Annotated in this window: 21 protein-coding genes and 1 pseudogene; 10 read left to right on the plus strand and 12 right to left on the minus strand. The window is 74.1% G+C overall.

The window, feature by feature from the left end; translation table 11 throughout:
• A pseudogene (locus IG64_RS42340) lies at positions 1-244 on the minus strand (hypothetical protein); the annotation flags it as partial.
• A gap of 1,177 nt (positions 245-1,421) precedes the next feature.
• Here IG64_RS42340 and IG64_RS22585 point away from each other — a divergent pair.
• Entirely contained in the window at positions 1,422-2,234 is an 813-nt protein-coding gene (locus tag IG64_RS22585) for an SAM-dependent methyltransferase (protein ID WP_037859111.1), read from the plus strand.
• Positions 2,231-4,372 (plus strand): putative bifunctional diguanylate cyclase/phosphodiesterase, encoded by a 2,142-nt coding sequence (locus IG64_RS22590; protein WP_037859113.1) that lies wholly within the window; start codon positions 2,231-2,233, stop codon positions 4,370-4,372. The genes IG64_RS22585 and IG64_RS22590 overlap by 4 nt, the downstream gene beginning before the upstream one ends.
• A 141-nt stretch (positions 4,373-4,513) precedes the next feature.
• Here the strand turns inward: IG64_RS22590 and IG64_RS22595 are convergent, their stop codons facing one another.
• Positions 4,514-5,413: a LysR family transcriptional regulator gene (locus IG64_RS22595; RefSeq protein WP_051813255.1), complete on the minus strand. Its 900-nt coding sequence runs from the start codon at positions 5,411-5,413 to the stop codon at positions 4,514-4,516.
• A gap of 344 nt (positions 5,414-5,757) precedes the next feature.
• Between IG64_RS22595 and IG64_RS22600 the strand changes: the two genes are divergently transcribed.
• Positions 5,758-6,645 (plus strand): NAD(P)H-binding protein, encoded by an 888-nt coding sequence (locus IG64_RS22600; protein ID WP_037859117.1) that lies wholly within the window; start codon positions 5,758-5,760, stop codon positions 6,643-6,645.
• 336 nt (positions 6,646-6,981) lie between these two features.
• Here IG64_RS22600 and IG64_RS22605 read toward each other — a convergent pair whose 3' ends face one another.
• On the minus strand, positions 6,982-7,869 hold the full coding sequence (locus IG64_RS22605; RefSeq protein ID WP_037859119.1) for a LysR family transcriptional regulator: 888 nt from the start codon (positions 7,867-7,869) through the stop codon (positions 6,982-6,984).
• A gap of 119 nt (positions 7,870-7,988) precedes the next feature.
• Here IG64_RS22605 and IG64_RS22610 point away from each other — a divergent pair, with 119 nt between their 5' ends.
• The 5 genes from IG64_RS22610 (at position 7,989) to IG64_RS22630 (ending at position 13,169) form a co-directional block, all read left to right on the plus strand.
• The gene (locus IG64_RS22610; protein ID WP_037859122.1) at positions 7,989-8,660 is read left to right on the plus strand and encodes a succinate dehydrogenase; all 672 of its coding nucleotides are present in this window, start codon (positions 7,989-7,991) and stop codon (positions 8,658-8,660) included.
• Position 8,661: 1 nt separating this feature from the next.
• On the plus strand, positions 8,662-10,611 hold the full coding sequence (locus IG64_RS22615) for a fumarate reductase/succinate dehydrogenase flavoprotein subunit (RefSeq protein ID WP_037859125.1): 1,950 nt from the start codon (positions 8,662-8,664) through the stop codon (positions 10,609-10,611).
• Positions 10,608-11,357 (plus strand): succinate dehydrogenase/fumarate reductase iron-sulfur subunit, encoded by a 750-nt coding sequence (locus tag IG64_RS22620; RefSeq protein WP_037859128.1) that lies wholly within the window; start codon positions 10,608-10,610, stop codon positions 11,355-11,357. Before IG64_RS22615 ends, IG64_RS22620 begins: the two co-directional genes overlap by 4 nt.
• 229 nt (positions 11,358-11,586) lie before the next feature.
• Positions 11,587-12,360, plus strand: a complete 774-nt coding sequence (locus tag IG64_RS22625) for a GNAT family N-acetyltransferase (protein ID WP_037859131.1) — start codon at positions 11,587-11,589, stop codon at positions 12,358-12,360.
• The gene (locus IG64_RS22630) at positions 12,360-13,169 is read left to right on the plus strand and encodes a lysophospholipid acyltransferase family protein (protein ID WP_037859134.1); all 810 of its coding nucleotides are present in this window, start codon (positions 12,360-12,362) and stop codon (positions 13,167-13,169) included. The genes IG64_RS22625 and IG64_RS22630 overlap by 1 nt, the downstream gene beginning before the upstream one ends.
• A 100-nt stretch (positions 13,170-13,269) precedes the next feature.
• On the opposite strand, the gene IG64_RS22635 is transcribed toward IG64_RS22630, so the two are convergent.
• The 6 genes from IG64_RS22635 to IG64_RS22650 all read right to left on the minus strand — a co-directional run bounded on the left by IG64_RS22635 (position 13,270) and on the right by IG64_RS22650 (position 19,531).
• Positions 13,270-15,042, minus strand: coding sequence for an NlpC/P60 family protein (locus IG64_RS22635; RefSeq protein ID WP_037859137.1), 1,773 nt, complete (start codon positions 15,040-15,042; stop codon positions 13,270-13,272).
• 91 nt (positions 15,043-15,133) lie between these two features.
• The gene (locus IG64_RS22640; RefSeq protein ID WP_037859140.1) at positions 15,134-17,497 is read right to left on the minus strand and encodes an ATP-binding cassette domain-containing protein; all 2,364 of its coding nucleotides are present in this window, start codon (positions 17,495-17,497) and stop codon (positions 15,134-15,136) included.
• Between the two features lie 217 nt (positions 17,498-17,714).
• Positions 17,715-17,900: a heme-binding protein gene (locus IG64_RS42880; RefSeq protein ID WP_267883413.1), complete on the minus strand. Its 186-nt coding sequence runs from the start codon at positions 17,898-17,900 to the stop codon at positions 17,715-17,717.
• A 32-nt stretch (positions 17,901-17,932) separates the two neighbouring features.
• Positions 17,933-18,103 (minus strand): heme-binding protein, encoded by a 171-nt coding sequence (locus IG64_RS42885; RefSeq protein ID WP_267883414.1) that lies wholly within the window; start codon positions 18,101-18,103, stop codon positions 17,933-17,935.
• Positions 18,104-18,211: 108 nt separating this feature from the next.
• On the minus strand, positions 18,212-18,532 hold the full coding sequence (locus IG64_RS22645; RefSeq protein ID WP_037859143.1) for an NIPSNAP family protein: 321 nt from the start codon (positions 18,530-18,532) through the stop codon (positions 18,212-18,214).
• Positions 18,533-18,562: 30 nt separating this feature from the next.
• Positions 18,563-19,531 carry an NADP-dependent oxidoreductase gene (locus IG64_RS22650; RefSeq protein WP_037859145.1) on the minus strand — a complete coding sequence of 323 codons (969 nt, stop codon included), beginning with the start codon at positions 19,529-19,531 and terminating at the stop codon, positions 18,563-18,565.
• Positions 19,532-19,671: 140 nt separating this feature from the next.
• Here IG64_RS22650 and IG64_RS22655 point away from each other — a divergent pair, with 140 nt between their 5' ends.
• Positions 19,672-20,049, plus strand: coding sequence for a winged helix-turn-helix transcriptional regulator (locus IG64_RS22655; RefSeq protein ID WP_037859147.1), 378 nt, complete (start codon positions 19,672-19,674; stop codon positions 20,047-20,049).
• Positions 20,050-20,119: 70 nt separating this feature from the next.
• On the opposite strand, the gene IG64_RS22660 is transcribed toward IG64_RS22655, so the two are convergent.
• Together IG64_RS22660 and IG64_RS22665 are read right to left on the minus strand one after the other, a co-directional pair.
• Entirely contained in the window at positions 20,120-21,118 is a 999-nt protein-coding gene (locus IG64_RS22660) for an LLM class flavin-dependent oxidoreductase (RefSeq protein ID WP_037859149.1), read from the minus strand.
• Between the two features lie 94 nt (positions 21,119-21,212).
• Complete coding sequence (locus IG64_RS22665) at positions 21,213-21,446, minus strand: hypothetical protein (RefSeq protein WP_199811641.1); 234 nt, start codon at positions 21,444-21,446, stop codon at positions 21,213-21,215.
• Positions 21,447-21,602: 156 nt separating this feature from the next.
• Between IG64_RS22665 and IG64_RS22670 the strand changes: the two genes are divergently transcribed.
• Positions 21,603-22,094 (plus strand): nucleotidase, encoded by a 492-nt coding sequence (locus tag IG64_RS22670; RefSeq protein WP_037859266.1) that lies wholly within the window; start codon positions 21,603-21,605, stop codon positions 22,092-22,094.
• A gap of 51 nt (positions 22,095-22,145) precedes the next feature.
• Here IG64_RS22670 and IG64_RS22675 read toward each other — a convergent pair whose 3' ends face one another.
• Positions 22,146-22,361, minus strand: a complete 216-nt coding sequence (locus IG64_RS22675) for a dodecin (protein WP_037859267.1) — start codon at positions 22,359-22,361, stop codon at positions 22,146-22,148.
• Positions 22,362-22,371 lie beyond the last annotated feature (10 nt).

Genomic DNA, 22,371 nt, shown 5'->3' on the forward strand with positions numbered 1-22,371 from the left:
GGGTGGGGGACGGCGTGGGTGTGGGCGTGGGTGTGGGCGGGGGCTTCGGGCAGAGGGGGATGGGAGGCCAGGAGCCGCCTCCGGCCACCGCCACCGCCACCGTTCCGCCCGGTCCCGTGGAGGCGTACGCGCAGGCGTCGGCGGCGGCCGGGACGGCGGGTGCGCCCACGCACGTCCACGCCACGGTCACCGGGGCCAACACCCGCAGGACCAGGGCGAATCGGGTCGGTTTCGGTCGATGCACGACGAGATCATGGGCCTTCGCGGGCCCCCGCACGCCGACGCGCCGGTGGATTGGTCCGAAGGGGGGAAAGAGGGGGCGCGTGAGTTTGGCCGGGCATTGCCCCCGCCGTCACCGATGCGCACGCCTGTACGCACAGGTACGCACGGGTGCGTCCTCGTGGGCGCGGGCGCGCCCTCGTACCCGCCCCCGTACCCAGTCGTGCGCGTCCGGAGCGATCCGGGCCGCGATCGAACGTGGGCGTCTTCGCCGCGCGTACCCAGTACCGTGCGGCGGCCCGGCGGGGCTCCGAACCGCACGGCAGACCGGGGGAGTCGGCGATGAACACCTCCTGGCGGAGTGCCTCACCGGTGGCGACGGCCGCGGCCGTGCCGGCGACGGCGACGGCGGGCCGGTCGGGACGGGGGCCCCGGGCGGGCAGCCGGAACGTGGGAGCGGCGGCTCCGCCGCCGGAGCCGGCGGCTGTGGTGCCGGCGGCCGGGCTGGATCCACCGGCGTCGGCCGGCGCCGTCGGACACTCCCGGCGCCGACTCCGGCGGCCGGGGACGGACCCGCGGGTCCGGCGGGCTCCGCCGGGCGGCCGGGCGTCACCACCCACCCCGGACTGGCAAGGTGTGAGGGACAGTGCCGGGACGACCCTCCACCGCCGCGACCGGGACACCGCGCAGCCGCCCACGTCGCGCGGCGACGGCGGCTGCGCCACGGCCCGGCCCCCGGTCCCGGCGGCCGCTGCCACGGCCGGTTCCGGCATCGGCCGGACCCTCCTCGGCAAGGTCCCGCGCACCGACGGCACCGGCCCGCTGACGATCGCGGGACGGCCCGCCCGCCGTCACGCCAGGGACACCGAGGCCGGCCAGGCCAACCGCCAGGGCGTGGGCGGCACCTGGCACGCCCTGGCGCGCGACGGCCTGAAAGCGACCCCGGCGAGCCTTCCGGGCCCCACCCCCCTTCGCGCCGCCACCGCGCCGAGGGGGCGGGGCCGTGTGCCGGTGCGCACACCGGGGGACTCTCACCATGTCCGCACATCGGCGCAATCCACCTTGATGCGGACGTCCGGCGGGCGCGTGCGCCGCAGGTGGTGACCGGGAACGGACGGTCAATTTCCGTTTCCACTCGCCCCTTTGGCGGGCGATCAGTAGCCTCAGCTCGAACACCGGATCGCCTACGTTGTGGAGAGAAGATGGAGCGTCCCGCCTGGGCCCCACGGAGCATCGACATCTCGGTGCCGAGTGTCGCCCGGATCTACGACTACTACCTGGGCGGTTCGCACAACTTCGAGACCGACCGCGAAGCGGCCCGCCGGGCCATGGAGTTCATGCCGGGGCTGCCCAAGGTCATGCAGGCCAACCGGGCGTTCATGCGCCGTGCCGTGCGCTTCGCCGTGGACGAGGGCATCACCCAGTTCCTGGACGTCGGCTCCGGCATCCCGACCTTCGGCAACGTCCACGAGGTCGCCCAGGCCGCCCGGCCCGGCGCGCGGGTGGTCTACGTCGACCACGACCCGGTGGCGGTCACCCACAGCCAGGCCGTCCTCGCGGACAACGACGACGCGGACGTGGTCGCGGCCGACCTGCGCAAGCCCCACGAGATCCTCGCGAGCCCCCAGTTGCAGCAGTTGATCGACCTGAATCGGCCGGTGGCCCTGCTTCTCGTTGCCATACTTCACTTCGTGGAAGACTCGGACGACCCGTACACCGCGGTGGCCGAACTGCGTGACGCGCTCGCGCCCGGCAGCCTGCTGATCCTCACGCATGCCTCGTACGAGGGAATCCCGCTGCCGCCGGAGCGGAGCGAGGGCGCGGTCGACGTATACAAGGGCATCCGCAATCCGCTGATCATGCGCTCGCGCGAGGAGATCGCGCGGTTCTTCGAGGGGTACGACATGGTGGAACCCGGACTGGTGCCGATGGCGCGCTGGCGGCCGCAGACGGCGCCGGAGGACGAGGATCCTTATGCCTTCTCCGGTTTCGCCGGCGTGGGACGCACGGCGTGAGCACGCAGCCGGACGGCCCGGAGGACAGACTGCGCCGGCTGACCACGATCTGGAGCAGGGCCGTCTTCCCGGTGACCTCCACGTCACTGACCCGGCCGGAGTTCGAGGAGCAACTCCTGCCGCTGGCCCGCAGGCTGAGCCGGGCGCTGCGCGCCAGGGCGTTCGACGCGGCCGAGGGCGAGGCGGTCGGCGCCGCGCTGATCGGGGCGCACTGCACGGCGCCCGAGGCACTGAGCCGCTCACTGGACTGCGTGGACGCCTACCTCGTTCTCTACTGCGGCGAGGACGGTGATCCGGAGGACCTGCGGGCCCGCTCCGCGCGCCTCCAGCACGCCATGGCCGCCGGGTTCGCGCGGGCGCTGCGCGAGCGCACCCTCACCGAGCAGGAGGCCATCGCCCAGGCCGCGCTGCGCGCCCAGGGCGTGGTCGCCCAGGCGCTGCACGCCAGTGAGGCCCGTTTCCGGGCCGTGTTCGAAGGCGCGGCCATAGGCATCGGCATCGCCGACCTGGAGGGCAACGTGCTGCAGGTCAACGGTGCGCTGCTGCGCATGTTCGGCGGTTCCGAGCAGCACCTGCGCGTCCGCAACGTCCGCGAGTGGACGCACGCCGAGGACGCTCCGCAGATCTGGCGGCTCTACCAGGAACTGGTGCGCGGCGAGCGCGAGCACTACCACGTCGAGAAGGCCTTCTACCGCCCCGACGGCACGGTCCTGTGGACCAACCTGACCGTCTCCCTGCTCCGCGACCCCGACGGCAACCCCCAGTACCAGCTGGCCCTCATGGAGGACACCACCGAACGGCGGCTGCTGAACCTGCGGTTGCGCTACGAGGCCACGCACGACGCGCTCACCGGCCTGCCCAACCGCACCCTGTTCTTCGAACGCCTGGAGAAGGCGCTGAACGCGGGGGAGGGCCGCCGCTTCGGCCTGTGCTACCTGGACCTGGACGGTTTCAAGACCATCAACGACAGCCTCGGTCACGCGGCCGGCGACCGGCTGCTGGTGGAGGTCGCCGACCGGCTCCAGGCCTGTGCGACGGCGCCCGGCGAGATGGTCGCCCGGCTCGGCGGCGACGAGTTCGTCGCGCTGACCACCGGACCCGACAGCCGCAGCGAGGTCGACGACCTAGCCGCCCGCATCATGAACGCGCTGCTGGCGCCCGTCCGCATCGACGGCCGGGAGCTGACCGTGCGCGGCAGCATCGGCGTCGTCGAGGGGCCGGTGACCGGCCGCAGCGCCGCGGAGGTGCTGCGCAGCGCCGACATCACGATGTACCGGGCCAAGTCGGCGGGCGGCAACCGCTTCGAGCTGGCCGACCCGGAGGCCGACGCCCGCGCCATCACCCGGCACGGGCTCACCACGGCGCTGCCCACCGCACTCGACCGGGGCGAGTTCTTCATCGAGTACCAGCCGCTGGTGCACCTCGGCGACGGCAGCGTGCGCGGCGCGGAGGCGCTGGTGCGCTGGCTGCACCCGCAGCACGGGGTGCTCGGCCCCGACCGGTTCATCCCGCTCGCCGAACACACCGGACTGATCGTCCCGCTGGGCCGCTGGGTCATGGAGCAGTCGGTGCGCCAGGCCCGCGAGTGGCGGGAACTGCACGGTGACGGCGCGGCCGGACCGCTGCGCATCAACGTCAACCTCTCACCGTGCCAGCTCACCCACCCCGGGCTCGTCCAGGACACCGTCGACATCCTGGAGCGCGCGGGCGTGACCCCGGACGCGCTGTGCCTGGAGGTGACCGAGTCCGCCCTGATCGGCGCGGACGACGACCTGCTCAAACCGCTGCGCAGGCTCGCCGAGATGGGCGTGGACATCGCCCTGGACGACTTCGGCACCGGCTACTCCAACCTGGCCAACCTGCGCCGGCTGCCGGTGAGCGTCCTCAAGCTGGACCGCTCCTTCACCCAGGGCATGCAGCAGTTCCCGGCGGACCCCGTCGATCTCAAGATCGTCGAGGGGATCGTCGCCCTCGCCCACAGCCTGGACCTGGCCGTCACGGTCGAGGGCGTGGAGACGGGCGCCCAGGCGGAACAGCTGCGGATACTGGGCTGCGACACGGCCCAGGGCTGGTACTACGCCCGCCCGGGCCCGCCGGACCGGCTGCACGAACTCGCCCTGGCGGACGCCACGGGCTGAGGGCCGGGGTCCGGCCCGCCGGCCCGGGAAGGGGCGGGGTGGACCACTAGGCACGGAAGGGGGCGGGGCGGCCCGCGGGCCCCGGCCGCAAGAGGCGGATCCGGGCAGCCAGGTCCGGGCGCGGCGGGCGGCCTCGCGCCGTCAGCGCCCCACGGGCTGCATCCCCGCGGCCGGCCCGTGCCCGGTCCGGGCGGTGGCCGCGGCCGCCGCCCGCTCCGCGGCCACGTCGGTGGCGGCGCGGACGAGTGCCGCCGTGGCCCTCGAACGCGACTGCTGCGGCCAGGCGATCGTCAGCACGACCGGGGACGCGTCCACCAGGAGGCGGTAGGCGACGCCGGGGCGCGGATAGCTGCGGATCACCGAGGCCGGCAGGACGGCGATCAGTTCGCCGAGGGCCACCCGGGTCAGCAACTGGGCGAGATCCTGGCCCTCGCGCCTGACCTCGTCGATGTACTGTTCGAGGTCACCCTCGCGCCGGCCCAGCCCCAGGTCGTCCAGGGCGAGACGGGTGCGGGCGGCGAGCGGGTGCCCCGCGGCCACGGCGGCCACGCGCGTCTCACTGGCCAGCGTCTCGCTGTCCAGGCCGGTCCGGTCGTACGGCTCATGGGTCAGGGCCACGTCGACCTCGCCCCGCCGCAGCAGCGCGGGGGCCTCGCGCAGGTCGCACAGGCGCACCGTGACCGGGACGGCGGCGGGGTCGGCGGCGAAGCGCTCGAGGACCGGCTCCAGCAGTCCCGCGTCGCCGTCCGCCTTCATCGCCAGGACCAGCCCGGTCTGCGGCGCCGCGGCACGCCGCGCCCGGCGGCCGGCCGCCTCCAGCGCGTCCAGCGCGATCCGGGCCTCCCTGAGCAGCACTTCACCGGCCGGGGTCAGCGCGACCCGGTGCGTGGTGCGTTCGAACAGGGTGGCGCCGAGGTCCGACTCCAGACGGCGGACGGCACGCGACAGGGGCGGCGGTGAGATGCCCAGCCGCTCGGCGGCGCGGGCGAAGTTGAGTTCCTCGGCGACCGCGACGAAATAGCGCAGCGGACGGGACTCCAGGGTCCCGGCGGCTCGCTCCGCCCCCTCGGGTCCTCCCGCTCCCAGGGTCCGTACGGCCGCCCCGGGCCCCGCCGTCCGGACGGTTCCCGCCGCTCCCGCGCTCCGTACGGCTCCCCCCGGCCCGATCGTTCGCGCGGCTCCCGTTGCTCCCATGGCTTCCCCCTGCCGTCGGTATTACCTCTAGGGTAACAAGCGGGAGCGGATCGGTCCTTCAGTCCGGGCGGCCGCGGGCGGAGGATCGACCACGTCGGCGCACCCGGCCGTCCGGCCCGGCGCCCGCCGTCCGCACCTTCGGGTGACGCCCTCCGTGCCCTTCCCTCCCCTCCCCTTTTTCTGGAGTATCCGTGATCGTCGTGACCACCCCGACCGGCCAGATCGGCCGGCAGCTCCTCGACCGTCTCCTCGACGCCCCGGACGCCGGCCCGGTACGGGTGATCGTCCGTGACCCGGCGCGCCTCACGCCGCAGGCGCGGGAGCGGGTGGAGGTGTTCCAGGGCTCGCACAGCGACCCCGACGTGCTCGGGGCGGCCTGTGCGGGCGCCGACCGGGTGTTCTGGCTGGTGCCCCCGACCTTCGGCGCCGACAGCGTCGACGGTCACTTCCGCAGCTTCACCGAGCCGTTGTGCCAGGTGATCGAGGCGCAGGACGTCCAGCGCGTGGTCGCCGTCTCCACGCTGGGCCGCAAGGTCGCCGAGAACGCCGGCCAGATCTCGGCGTCCCTGGCCATGGACGACGAGATCATGGCCACCGGCGTGCACTACCGCGCGCTGTGTCCGCCGTTCCTCATGGAGAACCTGCTGGGCCAGGCGCCGTCGATCCGGGACGGCGGCGTGTTCCGCATGGCGGCCGACAGCGCCCAGGTCCTGCGCACCTGCGCCACCGGCGACATCGCCGCCGCGGGGGCACGGCTGCTGCTCGACGGCTCCTGGACCGGGCAGGAGGACGTCCCGCTGGTCGGGCCCGACGCCCTGACGCCCGAGGGCATGACCGAGGTGATCTCCGAGGTGCTGGGCCGGTCCGTCCGGATGGAGCCGACCGGCGTCGAGGACTACCGCAGGGCGCTGCTCAGCCGGGGAGCGAGCGAGTCCGTGGCGCAGGGCATGGCCGACATGGCGCGCGCCATCACCGAACAGGGCTTCTACGGTGCCGCGGCCCCGAGCACCCCCGAGACGGCGCCCACGTCCTTCCGCCAGTGGTGCGAGGAGGTGCTCAAGCCCGCGGTCCGCGGCTGAACCCGGGCGGCCCGGCACGTCGTTCCGGGCCGCCTGCCCGCCTGCCCGCCTGCCCGCCTGCCCGCCTGCCCGGGTCCTGGCGTGACGGGCCGCACGGCCGCGGGCCGCCCGCTCCCGGCGCCGGGGCGGCCCGCCGCACAGTCCCAGGCCCCCGCGCCCGGAGCAACCCGCCACCCCGCCCGGGAGCGGCCGCCACCCCGAGCCCGGGAGCGGCCTGCCATCCAGTCTCGGAGCAGCCCACCGCCCAGCCCGGGAGTAGCCCGCCACCCCGCCCCGGGAGCGGCCCCCCGTCCGGCCGCGGGAGTGTCCGGCCGTCCCGCCCTCGCGCCCCTCACCTCACCGTTCCAGCAGCATCCGCTGCAGTTCCCTGGCCGCCCTGGGCGGGGCCACGTCGCTGCGGTGGGCGAGGGCGATCGTGCGGTGCAGGCCGGGGCGGGCCAGCGGGGTGACGCGCAGGCCGCGCCCGGAGCGGGTGGCGACCATGCGCGGCACGACCGCGACTCCCAGCCCGGCCCGTACGAAGCCCAGCACGGCGTCCATCTCGCCGCCCTCGACGGCGAAGTCCGGCTCGAACCCCTCGGCGCGGCACGCGGCGACCGTCAGCTCCCGCAGGTCGTAGCCGTGCCGGAACATCACCAGCCGCGCGCCCTCCAGGTCCGCGATGCGGACCGTGCGCCGCCCCGGGGCGCCGGGCGGGGCGGACTCCGGCGACGACACCACGACCAGGTCCTCGCGCAGCAGCTCCACCGTGGTCAGCGCGGGGGAGGGGGTGGGCAGCGGCAGCACGACCAGCGCGAGGTCCAGGGCCCCGCGCGCCAGCTCCCGTACGAGGTCGTGCGAGCCGCTCTCCTCGATCAGCAGCCGGATGCCGGGGTAGCGGTCGTGGAAGGCGCGCAGCACGTCCGGCAGCAGGCCCGTGCACAGACTGGGCGTCGCCCCCAGCCGCACCCGGCCGCTGCGCAGCTGCACCAGCTCCTGCACCTCGTGCCGGGCGGTGTCCGCGTCGGCGAGGATGCGCCGCGCCAGCGGCAGCAGCGCCTCGCCCGCGTCGGTGAGCGTGATGTTGCCCCGCGCCCGCAGGAACAGGTCCGCGCCCAGCTCCCGCTCCAGCGCCTTGATCTGCTGCGAGAGCGACGGCTGGGCGACGTGGACCAGATCGGCGGCGCGGGTGAAGTGCCGGGTCTCGGCCACCGCCACGAAGTACTGGAGCTGCTGGAACTGCACCCAGCCATGATAGCCACGCCCTATCGAAACGAGCCGGACCATGTCTTGGACCGATGGGGCTGACCGGCTCTAGCGTCATGGGCATGGCTCTGGCAACGCGGACGGACCGACGGCCGTCCATGGCACGCACCGTGTGGCACTCGACCGTCGGCAAGAAGACCGTGATGGCGGTCAGCGGCCTGATCATGCTGCTGTACCTGGTCGCCCACATGATCGGGAACCTGAAGATCTACTTCGGCGCGGGCGAGTTCAACCACTACGCGCACTGGCTGCGCACGGTGGGCGAACCGTTCATGCACTACGAGTGGACGCTCTGGCTCATCCGGGTCGTCCTCGTGGTCGCGGTGGTCGCCCACGCCGTCTCCGCTTACCAGCTCAGCCGCCGCGACATCAAGGCACGCCCGGCCAAGTACGTGCACACAAGGCCCCGCGCGAGCTACGCCACCCGCACCATGCGCTGGGGCGGGATCATCCTCGGCCTGTTCATCGTCTGGCACATCCTGGACCTGACCACCGGCACCGTGCACTCCGGCGGCTTCCAGGAGGGCCACCCGTACCAGAACGTCGTGGACACCTTCTCGACCTGGTACGGAAACGTCATCTACATCGTCGCCATGCTGGCGCTCGGCCTGCACATCCGGCACGGCTTCTGGAGCGCCGCCCAGACCCTCGGCGTCGGCAGCCGCAGGCGCGACCGCGCCCTGAAGACCGTCGCCAACGTCCTCGCAGTGCTGCTCACGGCCGGCTTCATCGCCGTACCCGTGGGCGTGATGACCGGAGTGGTGAGCTGACATGACCGCTTACGCCGACTACACCACCGGCGAGCCGATCGCCGACACCAAGGCCCCCGCCGGCCCGATCAACGAGCGCTGGGACAAGCGCCGCTTCGAGGCCAGGCTGGTCAACCCCGCCAACCGGCGCAAGCAGACGGTCATCGTCGTGGGCACCGGCCTCGCGGGCGGCTCCGCCGGCGCCACCCTCGCCGAACAGGGCTACCACGTCGTCCAGTTCTGCTACCAGGACTCCCCGCGCCGCGCCCACTCCATCGCCGCGCAGGGCGGCATCAACGCCGCCAAGAACTACCGCAACGACGGCGACTCGGTCCACCGCCTGTTCTACGACACGGTCAAGGGCGGCGACTTCCGCTCCCGCGAGTCCAACGTGCACCGGCTCGCCCAGATCTCGGTGGAGATCATCGACCAGTGCGTGGCCCAGGGCGTCCCCTTCGCCCGCGAGTACGGCGGCCTGCTCGACACCCGCTCCTTCGGCGGCGTCCAGGTCTCCCGCACCTTCTACGCCCGCGGCCAGACCGGCCAGCAGCTCCTCCTCGGCGCCTACCAGGCGCTGTCGCGGCAGATCGCGGCCGGGAACATCGAGATGCACCCGCGCACCGAGATGCTCGACCTGATCGTCGTCGACGGACGGGCCCGCGGCATCGTGGCCCGCGACCTGATCACCGGGAAGACCGACACGTACTTCGCGGACGCCGTCGTCCTCGCCTCCGGCGGATACGGCAACGTCTTCTACCTCTCGACCAACGCGATGAACTCCAACGCGACCGCCATCTGGCGGGCGCACCGGCGCGGCGCGTACTTCGCCAACCCCTGCTTCACCCAGATCCACCCCACCTGCATCCCGCGCACCGGCGACCACCAGTCCAAGCTGACGCTGATGAGCGAGTCGCTGCGCAACGACGGCCGCATCTGGGTGCCGAAGGCCAAGGGTGACACCCGCCCGCCGAACGAGATCCCCGAGGACGAGCGCGACTACTACCTGGAGCGCATCTACCCCTCCTTCGGCAACCTCGTGCCCCGTGACATCGCCTCCCGTGCCGCCAAGAACGTCTGCGACGAGGGCCGGGGCGTCGGCCCCGGCGGCCAGGGCGTCTACCTGGACTTCGCGGACGCCATCGGGCGCATGGGCCGCGAGAAGGTCGAGGAGAAGTACGGCAACCTCTTCGAGATGTACGAGCGGATCACCGCGGAGAACCCGTACGAGGTTCCCATGCGGATCTACCCCGCCGTGCACTACACGATGGGCGGCCTGTGGGTCGACTACGACCTGCAGACCACGATCCCCGGCCTGTTCGCGATCGGCGAGGCCAACTTCTCCGACCACGGCGCCAACCGGCTCGGCGCCTCCGCGCTCATGCAGGGCCTGGCCGACGGCTACTTCGTCCTGCCCGCCACCATCAACGACTACCTGGCCCGCCACCCCCGCCAGGACCCGGTCACCGCCGACCACCCCGTCGTCCAGGAGGTGCTCGCCGAAACCGAGGACCGGCTCAACCTGCTCCTCGCCGTGGACGGCGACCGCACCCCCGACTCCTTCCACCGCGAACTGGGCGAACTCCTGTGGGAGCTGTGCGGCATGGCCCGCACCGAGCCCGGACTGCGCAAGGCACTGGAGCGCATCCCGCAGATCCGGGAGGAGTTCTGGCGGCGCATCAAGGTCCCCGGTACCGGCGCGGAGTTCAACCAGTCCCTGGAGAAGGCCAACCGCATCGTCGACTACCTGGAACTGGCCGAGCTGATGTGCCTGGACGCCCTGCACCGCGCCGAGTCCTGCGGCGGCCACTTCCGCGAGGAGTCCCAGACACCCGACGGCGAGGCCGCCCGCAAGGACGACGAGTTCGGCTACGCCGCCGCCTGGGAGTTCACCGGCACGGGCCAGGCCCCCACCCTGCACAAGGAAGACCTGGTCTTCGAGTACGTCCACCCCACCCAGCGGAGCTACGCATGAAGCTCACCCTGCGCGTCTGGCGGCAGAAGAACGCCGACGCCGACGGCGCCATGTCCACCTACCAGGTGGACGGCATCTCGCCCGACATGTCCTTCCTGGAGATGCTGGACGTCCTCAACGAACAGCTCATCCTCTCCGGCGAGGAACCCGTCGCCTTCGACCACGACTGCCGCGAGGGCATCTGCGGCGCCTGCAGCCTGGTCATCAACGGCGACGCGCACGGCCCCGAGCGCACCACCACCTGCCAGCTGCACATGCGGTCCTTCCGCGACGGCGACACCATCGACGTCGAACCGTGGCGCGCCGCCGCCTTCCCGGTGGTCAAGGACCTGGTCGTGGACCGCTCGGCCTTCGACCGGATCATCCAGGCCGGCGGCTACATCACCGCGCCCACCGGCGCCGCGCCCGAGGCACACGCCACCCCCGTGCCCAAGCCCGACGCCGACTTCGCCTTCGAGCACGCCGAGTGCATCGGCTGCGGCGCCTGCGTCGCCGCCTGCCCCAACGGCGCGGCGATGCTCTTCACCTCTGCCAAGATCAACCACCTCAACGTCCTCCCGCAGGGCGCGCCCGAGCGCGAGACCCGCGTCCTCGACATGGTCGCCCAGATGGACGAGGAGGGCTTCGGCGGCTGCACCCTGACCGGGGAGTGCGCCACCGCCTGCCCCAAGGGCATCCCGCTCGTGTCGATCACCGGCATGAACAAGGAGTGGCTGCGCGCCACCCGCAAGGCGGCCGGGCGGTAGCCGGCGGCAGCAGACGTTCGCCGAGGGGGCGGACGGGCGGGGCCGGGAGCGGTGCTCATCCCCGGCCCCGTCTGCTTGCCGCGCACCCACGCCGTTCAGCAAGCCCACATCCCCTCTCCTGGCACCGGACACGCGCCCGCCAACCGGCATCGGAAGAACAGGACCGGCAGCCCGGGACCGCCCCCGCTGCCCGCACCGCCGATCCCGGCCCGCGACCATGGAGAGAGCCATGACCGGTGTCACCGCACTCGACCGCCCGCCGCAGCCCACGGCCCCCGCCCGCTACACCGTCACCCTCGCCCGCGACGAGGCCGGCGTCCGCGCGGCCCAGCGCCTGCGCCACGACGTGTTCGCCGCCGAGCTGGGCGCCCTGCTCAGCACGCCCGAACCGGGTCACGACATCGACGCGTTCGACGCGTACTGCGACCACCTGCTCGTGCACGACACCGTGAGCGGCCAGATCGTCGGCACCTACCGGCTGCTGCCCCCGGAGCGTGCCGAGGCCGCCGGACGGCTGTACGCCGAGGGCGAGTTCGATCTCAGCCCGCTCACCCCGATCCGGCCCGGCCTGGTCGAGGTCGGCCGCTCCTGCGTGCACCCCGACCACCGCGACGGCGCCGTCATCGGCCTCATCTGGGCCGGCATAGCCCGCTACATGACCGACCGGGGCCACCAGTGGCTGGCGGGCTGCTGCTCCGTGCCGCTCGCCGACGGCGGCGCCCTGGCCGGCGCCACCTGGCAGCGGGTGCGCGCCCGGCACCTGGCACCGCCCGAGTACCGGGTACGCCCCCGGCTGCCCTGGACGCCGGGCGGCGAAGCCCCCGCCGCCGCCCCCGGCGAGCTGCCCGCCCTGCTGCGCGGCTACCTCCGGCTGGGCGCCTGGGTGTGCGGCGAGCCCGCCCACGACCCCGACTTCGGCGTCGCGGACCTGTACGTCCTGCTGCCGATGCGCCGGGTCGACCCGCGCTACCTGCGGCACTTCCTCTCGCTCGTACCGGCCTGATGAGCGGCTGGCTGCCCGGCGCGCCCTGCACCCCCGCGGCGTGCGTGGCGTCCACGGAACCGGCGGCGGCCCTGCCGCGGGCCGTCCTGCGGCTCGCCGCTCTCGCCGCGCTCGTGTCCGCCGGGATCGTGCTCTGTCCGCTCCGCGGGCGGATCCCCGCCCACTGGGTCGCACGCTGGTGCCGCGCGATCGTGCGGGCCGCGGGCGTACGGCTGCGGATCTCGGGCACCGCCGCGCCCACCGGCGGCCTCCTGCTGGTGGCCAACCACGTCTCCTGGCTGGACGTCCCGCTGCTGGCCGCGGTGCGCCCGGCCCGGGTGCTCGCCAAGGCGGAGGTCCGCCGCTGGCCCCTGGCCGGCCCGCTCGCCGCCCGCGGCGGCGCCCTGTTCATCGAACGGGACCGGCTGCGGGCCCTGCCCGGCACCGTCGCGCGCATCGCCGGGGCACTGCGCGCGGGCGCCGCGGTCGCGGCCTTCCCGGAGGGCAGCACCTGGTGCGGGCGCGGCCAGGGCCGCTTCCACCGGGCCGTCTTCCAGGCCGCCCTCGACGCGGGGGTACCGGTTCAGCCCGTCACCATCCGCTACCGCCGTGCCGGGGGAGCGACCAGCACCGCCCCCGCCTTCGTCGGCGAGGACACGCTGGCCGCCTCCCTGTGGCGGGTGGTGCGGGCCCGCGGGCTGGTGGCCGAGGTGGCCGTGCGGCCCGTCGTCCCGCCCGGCAGCCACCGCGACCGGCGCGCGCTGGCGCGGGCCGCCGAACCGGGCCGGACGGTGGAGCCGTACTGGACGCACGCCGCCCTGGTGGCGTAGCGCCGCACCGGCGGGCGCGCGGACCCTGGGCGCCCCGGGCCCGGGCGCCGCGCGAGCGCGTCGCGCCGCCGGCCCGGCGCCCGCCGTGCGGCACCGCCGTTCAGATGCGCCGTACCGTGTGCAGCGACCGGGCGTAGGTGCCGGTGCCGTCCAGGAGCGAGGCGCCGCCGAGGTCGGACATGGTGGGCCCGTCGACGGTCTTGCGGCTGGACAGGAAGCGGCGCCCGCCGGCCGTGTCCGTGCCCAGGTGGATCCCGACGTGGTCCACCGTCACGGTCTGCCCGGCGGGGTCGTCGTCGCCGGAGTCGGCGTTGAACAGCACGAGGTCGCCGGGCTGGAGCTGGGCCGCGGCGGGCGGTGCGGTGCCGTCGGTGCGGTCGACCAGCACACCGGGCGCGTGCTCGGCGATGTCCCGGGACTTGCGCGGTATCCGCTCCCCGGAGGTGTCCGCGCCCGCCGCCATCGGCACGCCCATGTGGTAGCCGTAGACCATGCGGGTGTAGCCCGAGCAGTCGAGGTTGCCGGCCTGCTTGCTCGACGGGCCCGTGTAGGCGCCGTCGGGGAAGGTCCAGCCGACGTTCATGTACTCGTGGAAGTCGGCGCCCTCGTAACGGTAGCCGTGCGGGTCCAGGTAGCCGTAACCCGCCTCGCCCAGGACCTGCGCGCCCCGCGCGGGACCGTCCCCGGCGGTGACCGCGGGCGCCCCGGCCAGGAACATCGCGGCGTGGGCGAGGACGTCCGGCGCGGTGGAGCCGGCCCAGCCGCGCACGGTCTGTTCCAGCTCCGCCGTCCAGATGCCGTCGAAGGGCCGCGGCAGCACCCGCACCCAGTCGCCGTGGGTGACGGTGGGCGGGGCGGCCCAGTTCGCGGCGTCCACCTGGAAACGGCTCACCGTCAGCCTGACCGGGAGGTTCGCGCAGCCCCTGTTCGCCAGCGCGCGCAGGCCCACCCGGCCCTTGCCGAAGGTGCTGTCGGTGACGTCCGCGGCCCACCCGGACGGTTCCGCCGCGTCCGCACGCCAGGCCTTGGCCCGGATCCGGGATCCCTCGCGGCGCACCCGGATCGTCCAGTCGGTGCCCGCCGCGCTGGTGGTGGCCAGCACCACGGCCCCGACCAGCTGGGTGACGGTGTCGGCGACCTCCTTCTCCACCCGCAGTTCCACCGCGCCGGTGGTCAGGAAGGACAGCCGGGCCCGGTAGCTGTTGTGCGTGTCCTGGTAGCCGAAGGACAGGGCGTACGAACAGGCCTGGCCGGTGGGCACCTTGTCGAACCGGGCCACCGACCGCACGTCGACGTCGGTGATCTCGTCGTCGCGCAGGGTCGCGTGGCGGCTGGCGTAGTCGGTGGTCAGCGTGATCACCCCGCTGCCGGGCACGACCGAGTAGTCCGTCGCGTCCGGACCGAGCGTGGACCAGCTGCCGCCGCCCGGGGACGTCCCCCAGTACGTGCGCTGCTCCACCGGCAGCGATGTGTCGGGCAGCGTGCGGCCGAAGTCGTCGGTGAAGGGCCGCTTGTTCTCCGCGAACGTTCTTCGCGGACCCGGCAGCAGCACGGTCCGGGCGCCGTGGGTCAGCAGCGCGATCCGTCTGCCGCCCGAGGTGACCTCCGTACGGGCCGGTGTCCCGGGCAGCACGGCGGTGGTGAGCGGGGCGGTGAGCGTCACCGGGGTGAACCAGGAGGCGTCCAGCGGCGGCAGCGTCACCGAGGAACGGGCCGCGGGCAGCCCGGCCGGTGCGGGCAGCGGGTCCACGACCGCGCCCGCGGCGGCGGGGGCGGCGGCCCGGGCGGGAGCCGCGGCCAGGACACCCAGCGGAACGGCGGCGGCGGAGGCGGCGAGTGCGGTCAGCAGACCGCGACGAGAGGTGTGTGTCATGCCCCCATGATCGAGTACGGCCCGGCGGCCCGGCCGCCGAGCCGCCTACTCACCCCAAGCACCCTGGGAGAACAGCCCGTTGAGCGGGAGATCAGTCCCGTTCCCCGGCCGCCGGGGGCGACGCGCCCGCGACGGCACGGGCCAGGTGGACAGCCGTGGCACTGCCCGCTGCCCCGGCCACCTCGGCGGGTGTCCCCGCCGCCACGATCCGGCCGCCCGCGTCACCACCGCCCGGACCCAGGTCGAGGACCCAGTCGGCGTCCGCGACGACGGACATGTCGTGCTCGACGACGATCACCGTGTGCCCGGCGTCCACCAGCCCGTGCAACTGCCGCATCAGCACCCGCACATCGGCCGGGTGCAGGCCCGTCGTCGGTTCGTCCAGGAGGTAGAGGGTGTGTCCGCGGCGGCCGCGCTGCAACTCGCTCGCCAGCTTGATCCGCTGGGCCTCACCGCCCGACAGCTCGGTGGCGGGCTGCCCCAGCCGCAGATAGCCGAGGCCCACGTCGAGCAGGGTCTCCAGGCTGCGGGCGACCGCCGGGGTGTCGGCGAAGAACTCCGCCGCACCCTCCACCGTCATGTCCAGCACCTGCGCGATCGTGCGCCCCCGGTACGTCACGCGCAGTGTCTCCCGGTTGTACCGGGCACCGCCGCAGTCCGGGCAGGGCGTGTACGTGCTCGGCAGGAACAGCAGCTCCACGCTCACGAACCCCTCGCCCTGGCAGGTCTCGCACCGCCCCCCGGCCACGTTGAAGGAGAACCTCCCCACGCCGTAACCGAGTTCGCGGGCCGTGTCCGTGCCCGCGAACACCTTCCGCACGACGTCGAACAGCCCCGTGTAGGTCGCCAGGTTGGAGCGCGGGGTCCGCCCGATCGGCCGCTGGTCCACCGAGACCAGACGCCCCACGCCCGGCAGTTCCTCCGTGATCTCGCCGATCAGCGTCGACTTGCCGGACCCGGAGACCCCCGTCACGGCGGTGAACACACCCAGCGGGAACTCGGCCGTCACCGCGCGCAGGTTGTGCCGGGTCACCGGACCGACCGTCACCCGGCCGCGCGGCTGCCGCACCCGGCGCCGGGGTCCGGCGGGGCCGCCGAACAGGAACCGGGCCGTGGCCGAGCCGGCCACCTCCGCCAGCCCGGCCACGGGACCGCTGTGCAGCACCCGCCCGCCGTGCTCCCCGGCCAGCGGACCCACGTCCACGACCCAGTCCGCGCCGCGCACGACGTCCAGGTGGTGCTCCACCACGAACAGCGAGTTGCCCGCGTCCTTGAGCCGCTGCAGCACCGTGAGCAGCGCCTCGGTGTCCGCCGGGTGCAGGCCGGCAGACGGCTCGTCGAGCACGTAGACCACCCCGAACAGCCCCGACCGCAGCTGTGTCGCCAGCCGCAGCCGCTGCAGCTCACCCGCGGAGAGGGTGGGCGTGGACCGGTCCAGGGAGAGGTAGCCGAGGCCCAGCTCCACGACGGGCGCGATACGGGACTTCAGGTCGTCGGTGAGCAGCCGGGCGGCCCCGGAGGACCCTTCGAGCGTCCCGGCCAGCTCGGTCAGCGGCAGCGCGGCCAGCTCGGCGATCGTGCGGCCGGCGAAGGTGACGGCCAGCGCCTCGGGCCGCAGCCTGCTGCCGCCGCAGGCCGGGCAGGGCGCGGAGGTGAGGAAGCGCTCCGCCTTCGCCCGCAGCGCCGGACTCTTCGACTCGGCGAACGTCTTCATCACGTACCGCCGGGCGCTCATGTAGGTGCCCTGGTAGGGCCGCTGGATCCGGCCGGCGTCCCGCACCGGGTGCACGGTCACCACCGGCTGCTCGTCCGTGAACAGGATCCACTCCCGCTCCTCGGCGGGCAGCTCGCGCCAGGGCCGGTCCACGTCGTGGCCGAGCGCGTCCAGGACGTCCCGCAGGTTCTTGCCCTGCCAGGCACCCGGCCACGCCGCGATCGCCCCCTCACGGACGGACAGCGACGGATCGGGGACCAGCAGCTCCTCGCTCGTGCGGTGCACCCGCCCCAGCCCGTGGCACTGCGGGCAGGCCCCGGCCGCCGTGTTCGGCGAGAAGGCGTCCGAGTCCAGCCGCTCGGCACCCGGCGGATGGTCACCGGCCCGCGAGAACAGCATCCGCAGCGAGTTGGACAGGTTCGTCACCGTGCCCACCGACGACCGCGAGGTCGGCGTCGCCCGCCGCTGCTGCAGCGACACGGCGGGCGGCAGCCCGCTGATCTCCCCGACCTTCGGCGCCCCGACCTGGTGGATCAGCCGGCGCGCGTACGGCGCCACCGACTCGAAGTAGCGCCGCTGCGCCTCCGCGTAGATCGTCCCGAACGCCAGCGAGGACTTCCCCGACCCCGACACCCCGGTGAACACCACGAGCGCGTCCCGCGGCACATCGACGTCCACGCCTTGGAGGTTGTGCTCACGGGCGCCGCGGACGCGGACGTACGGGTCGTGGGGGGTGTGCATGACGGAGCTCCGGCGGACAGGGGCGACGGCAGGGGGGAACCACGCGATCCTACGCGGCCGCTCCGGAACGTGCCGGTCGGCCGCCCGCCCGCCCGCGAACGGGCGGCCTGACCCCGGCAGGCGGTCCGGCCGCCCTGTGACCCGCGGGCCGGGCGTCCTACGCGGCCCCGAGAGCCGCCCGGCGCGATCCCGCTGGGACACCCGCGCCCGGCGCGGACTACTCGAACCGGAGGGCGGTCAGGACTTCTTCGGCGGCCCTCCGGTCCTGCTCGCAGCTGCCCCCGGAGATTCCGAGGCCTCCCACGCACCGGCCGCCGTCGGTGATCGGGCAGCCGCCGGCGACCGCCGTCGGACGCGGCCGGCCGGCGGAGCGATCCGCGGACCGGCGAGGCGGTCGTTCCACTCGTGGGTGGGAGTGGGGAAGGAGGCCGAGGTTCAGGCCTGGCCGACGGCGATCTCGGCGGCGACGAAGGGCGCGCCGCCGGCGCGGTCGGACGCCTTCAGGTGCCCTCCGGGGTCGGTGACGGCGACGGCCGCCCTGAAGCCGGTCCGGGCGGCGGCCGCGTGCGCCGCCGCGACGAGTGCGCCGGCGGCGGCCTGGGTGATCGAGGTGCGGGGGACGACTTCTCCACGGCGTCGGTGCTCATGAACGGTTTTCCTCGGCGCCTTGTGGCTGTGGTGTGCGGGTGGCGAGGTGACGGCGGCGGGGCCGGGTCAGCGCAGGGGTGAGGCGGGGGTGGGGACCACGCGGGTCACGACGGTCTTCCCGGGGTCCAGGAGACCTCGGACGACCGGGCCGATCTCGTTCGTCCACCGCTCGTGCTGGTAGACGGCCGCGTACAGGGCCTCGCTCTGGGCCTCGTCCTCGAACCGGCGGATCCACACGTAGCCGTCCTGGTCCTGGTCGTCGACGAACGAGGCGGTCACGTCCATGCCCAGCGAGGCCTGGAAGGGAATGACGACGTCCTCCATGTAGCGCACCCATTCGCCGCGGCGTCCGGGCCGCGCCTGGTAGCGGCGGATCTCGTAGTGCACGGTGCTCCTCGAAGCTGCTTGCGGACGCGGTCAGTCGGTGAGGGTGAGGACGAGCTTGCCGCGGGTGCGGCCGGCCTCGCCGCGGGTGTGGGCCTCGGCGACCTCTTCGAGGGGGAAGGTCTCCTCCACCTCGACGGCGACACGGCCGGCGTCGATCAGGCCGGCGATCGTCGTGAGGGCGGCACCGTCCGGCTCGACCAGGAAGGGGGTGGCCCGGACGCCGGCCGCTTCGGCGGCCCCGGCCAGTTCCGGGGAGACCCCGGCCGGGACCGCGACCAGCAGGCCGCCGGGGCGCAGGACCTTCAGGGAACGGGTGCTGGTGCGGTCGTGGCCGTCACCTACCAGGTCGATGACGACGTCGACGCCGGCGGTGGCGTCCTCGAAGCGGGTGGTGGTGTAGTCGATGGTCTCGTCGGCCCCGAGTTCCTTCAGCCAGGCGTGCCGGGCCGCGCTGGCGGTCGCGATCACGTGGGCACCCCGGTGCCGTGCGAACTGGACCGCGAAGTGGCCGACCCCGCCCGCGGCGGCGGTGACCAGGACCCGCTGGCCGGCCTGGACGTGGGCGGTGTCGACGACGGCCTGCCAGGCGGTGAGCGCGGCCAGGGGCACCGCGGCGGCGTGGACGTGGTCGAGGGCGGCGGGCTTGCGGGCGAACTGCCGGGCCGGGGCGGTCACGTACTCGGCGTAGGCGTTCGCGGCGCGCGGGAACCACGGCATGCCGTACACCTCGTCGCCGGGCTTCAGCGTGGTGACACCGAAGCCGGCCTCCTCCACGACGCCCGACACGTCCCAGCCCAGGGTGAACGGAGGCTCACCGAGCACCCCGGCCATACCCCCGCCGGCCCGGCTCTTCCAGTCCACCGGGTTGATCCCGGCCGCGTGCACCCGGACCAGCACCTCGGTGGGCAGCGGCACCGGACGCGGCACCCGCTGGACGCGCAGCACCTCCGGACCGCCGAAACCGTCCTGGACCACCGCACGCATCGTCTCCGCGGACATGTGTCATCTCCTGTGAAGCATCCTGGGGAGGGGCCCTTCGTGGCCCTCCCGTCGACGTCGATGACGCTATCCCCAGAGATATACTTACCTTCAAGGTCTACTACTTCCCATCGGGAAGTTTCCTGGTGAGGAGAGTGAGGATGACGACCAGCTGCCCCAGCGGCCAGCACGCGCACCATGACGTGTACGCCGCTCAGTGCCCGTGCCGCGCCCTGCTCGACCTGCTCGCCAACAAGTGGTCCGCCCTGGCCATCGGCGCCCTGGAGGAGGGGCCTCAGCGCTTCGGGGAACTGCAGCGCAAACTCCAGGGCGTCAGCCCCAAGGTGCTGACCCAGACCCTCCGCCGCCTGGAGGACTCCGGCATCCTCGACCGCACCGTCTTCCCGGCCGTGCCCCTGCACGTCGAGTACTCCCTCACGCCCCTCGGCCACAGCGCGGCGGTCCCCCTCAACGCGCTCCGCGCCTGGGTCGAGGACAACGTCGACCAGGCCCTCCGCCCCGAGCCCGCCACACCGTGACGGGACGGACGGGCCCCGCGGGGCCCTGCCGCCGCAGGCGCCACCGGACACCGGACCCGGGCGCTCCGGCCTACGCCGTGAAGAGCCCCGCCAGCCGCCGGTAGGAGTCCACGAGCGCCGCACGGTCGTACGTGCTCGTGGTGACCAGGACCTCCTGGGCGCCCGTCTCCTCCAGCACCGTCTCCAGCTCCCGCGCGACCTGCTCAGCCGTGCCGGCGAGGTGGCCGCGCAGGCCGGTCTCGTACAAGCCGCGCTCCTTGGCGGTCATCGCCAGGGAGGCGACGCGCTCGGCCGGCGGCAGCGGCGGGAAGGTGCCGTGGGTGCGGGCGTGGGCCATGGACCAGGCCTCCGGGACCAGCAGCCGGCGGGCCTCCTCCTCGGTGGCGGCCACCGCGATCGTGCCGGAGACGACGACATAGGGCTCCGGTGCCCAGGGGGAGGGGCGGAAGGCCGACCGGTAGCGGTCGACGCCCCGCAGCATCTTCTCGCGGTCGCGCAGGTCGCCGATGACCATGGGCAGGCCCGCCCGCGCGGCGATCACCGCCCCCTCGCCCATGGCCAGGACGAACGGCGGCACACGCAGCCCCTCGGCGGGACGGGCGTGCGCCCCCGTCGGGGACGTGCCCTCGAACCAGCCGAGCAGTTCGGCCAACTGGGCCGCGAAGTCCTCCGCGTCGCCCTTGTCGCGGCCCAGTGCCCGGCGTACGCCGTCGGTGAAGCCGACGGAGCGGCCGAGGCCCATGTCGACGCGGCCGGGGAACAGCGACTCCAGCACCCCGAACTGTTCGGCCACGACCAGCGGACGGTGGTTGGGGAGCATGACGCCGCCCGTGCCGACCCGGATCGTGCGGGTGGCGGCCGCCACGGCGGCGGCCAGCACGGTCGGCGCGGATCCGGCGACCCCGGGCACGCCGTGGTGCTCCGAGACCCAGAACCGGTGGTAACCGAGCCGCTCCGCCTCCTGCGCCAGGCGCACGGTGTCCCGCAGGGCCTCGGCGGCCGGGCGGCCCTCCCGGGTGCGGGAGCGGTCCAGGACGGAGAAACGGGTGGACTCGATCAAGGCACTCACACCCGGTTCAACGCGGCACAGCGCCCATGATTCCCGTGGGGACGGAACCCGGGCCGGGCCGCCCCGCGCGGGCGGCCCGCCCGGACGGGCGCGCTCAGACAGGCGGGGACGAGGGCTCCGGGCCCCAGTACTCCGGGCCGACCCCGCGCCAGTCGATGAGCGGGGAGACCGAGACCTCCACGGGGTCGACGTCGAGGCCGGCGCGGCGCAGGAACTCGGCCACGTCCGCGACGCTGTACGCCAGCCCCAGGATCTCGCCGTTGACGCGGACGCGCCGGCCGCCCGTGGGGGAGGGCGGGTGCACGGTCACGGGCAGTGCTCCGGACATGTACCCAGCATCGGGTGCGGGGCCCCGCCCCGCATCCGGACCGCTCCGCCCGGCCGCTCCGGGCCCCCGCGGCGGGCTCGTGCCGGGAGGGGGCCAGTGCCTCCCCTTCACACCGGGCCGGGCCCGATCCGAAGGACAGGCCCTAGGGTGGTCCGCGTGACGGACACCAGCAAGCGGCCCCTCGCCGTGTTCGACCTGGACAACACCCTCGCCGACACGGCGCACCGCCAGCGTTTCCTGCAGCGGCGGCCCCGCGACTGGGACGCCTTCTTCGCCGCCGCGCCCCAGGACCCGCCGATCACCGAGGGCGTACGGCTGGCCCGGGACAGCGCGGTGGAGTGCGAGGTCGTCTACCTCACGGGGCGGCCCGAGCGGTGCCGTCAGGACACGCTCGACTGGCTCGCCGCCCACGGGCTGCCCGAGGGCCGCGTGCACATGCGGCCCGACGGCGACCGCAGGCCCGCCCGGATCACCAAGCTGGAGATCCTGCGGCGGCTCGCCGGGGACCGCGAGATCCGGGTGCTCGTGGACGACGACGAGCTGGTGTGCGAGGACGCCGAACGGGCGGGGTTCGCTGTCCTGCGCGCCCGCTGGACGGCTCCCTCGGCCGAGCTGGCGCAGGCGCAGGAGCGGGAGGGACGGACCTGAGAGGGAGCGGTACCGGTCTCAGCCCGCGTCCTCGGTCCAGAGGTACCGGCCTCAGCCCGCTTCCTCGATCCGGAAGCCGACCTTCAGGCCCACCTGGTAGTGCTCGATCTGGCCGTTCTCGATCTGGCCCCGGACCTGGGTGACCTCGAACCAGTCCAGGTTGCGCACGGTCTGCGAGGCGCGGGTGATGGCGTTGCGGATGGCGTCGTCGACCCCCTGGTGCGAACTGCCGACGATCTCGGTGACCCGGTAAACGTGGTCGGTCATGGTGCGGGTG

The organism is Streptomyces sp. NRRL S-340 (assembly GCF_000720185.1).
GTDB lineage: Bacteria > Actinomycetota > Actinomycetes > Streptomycetales > Streptomycetaceae > Streptomyces.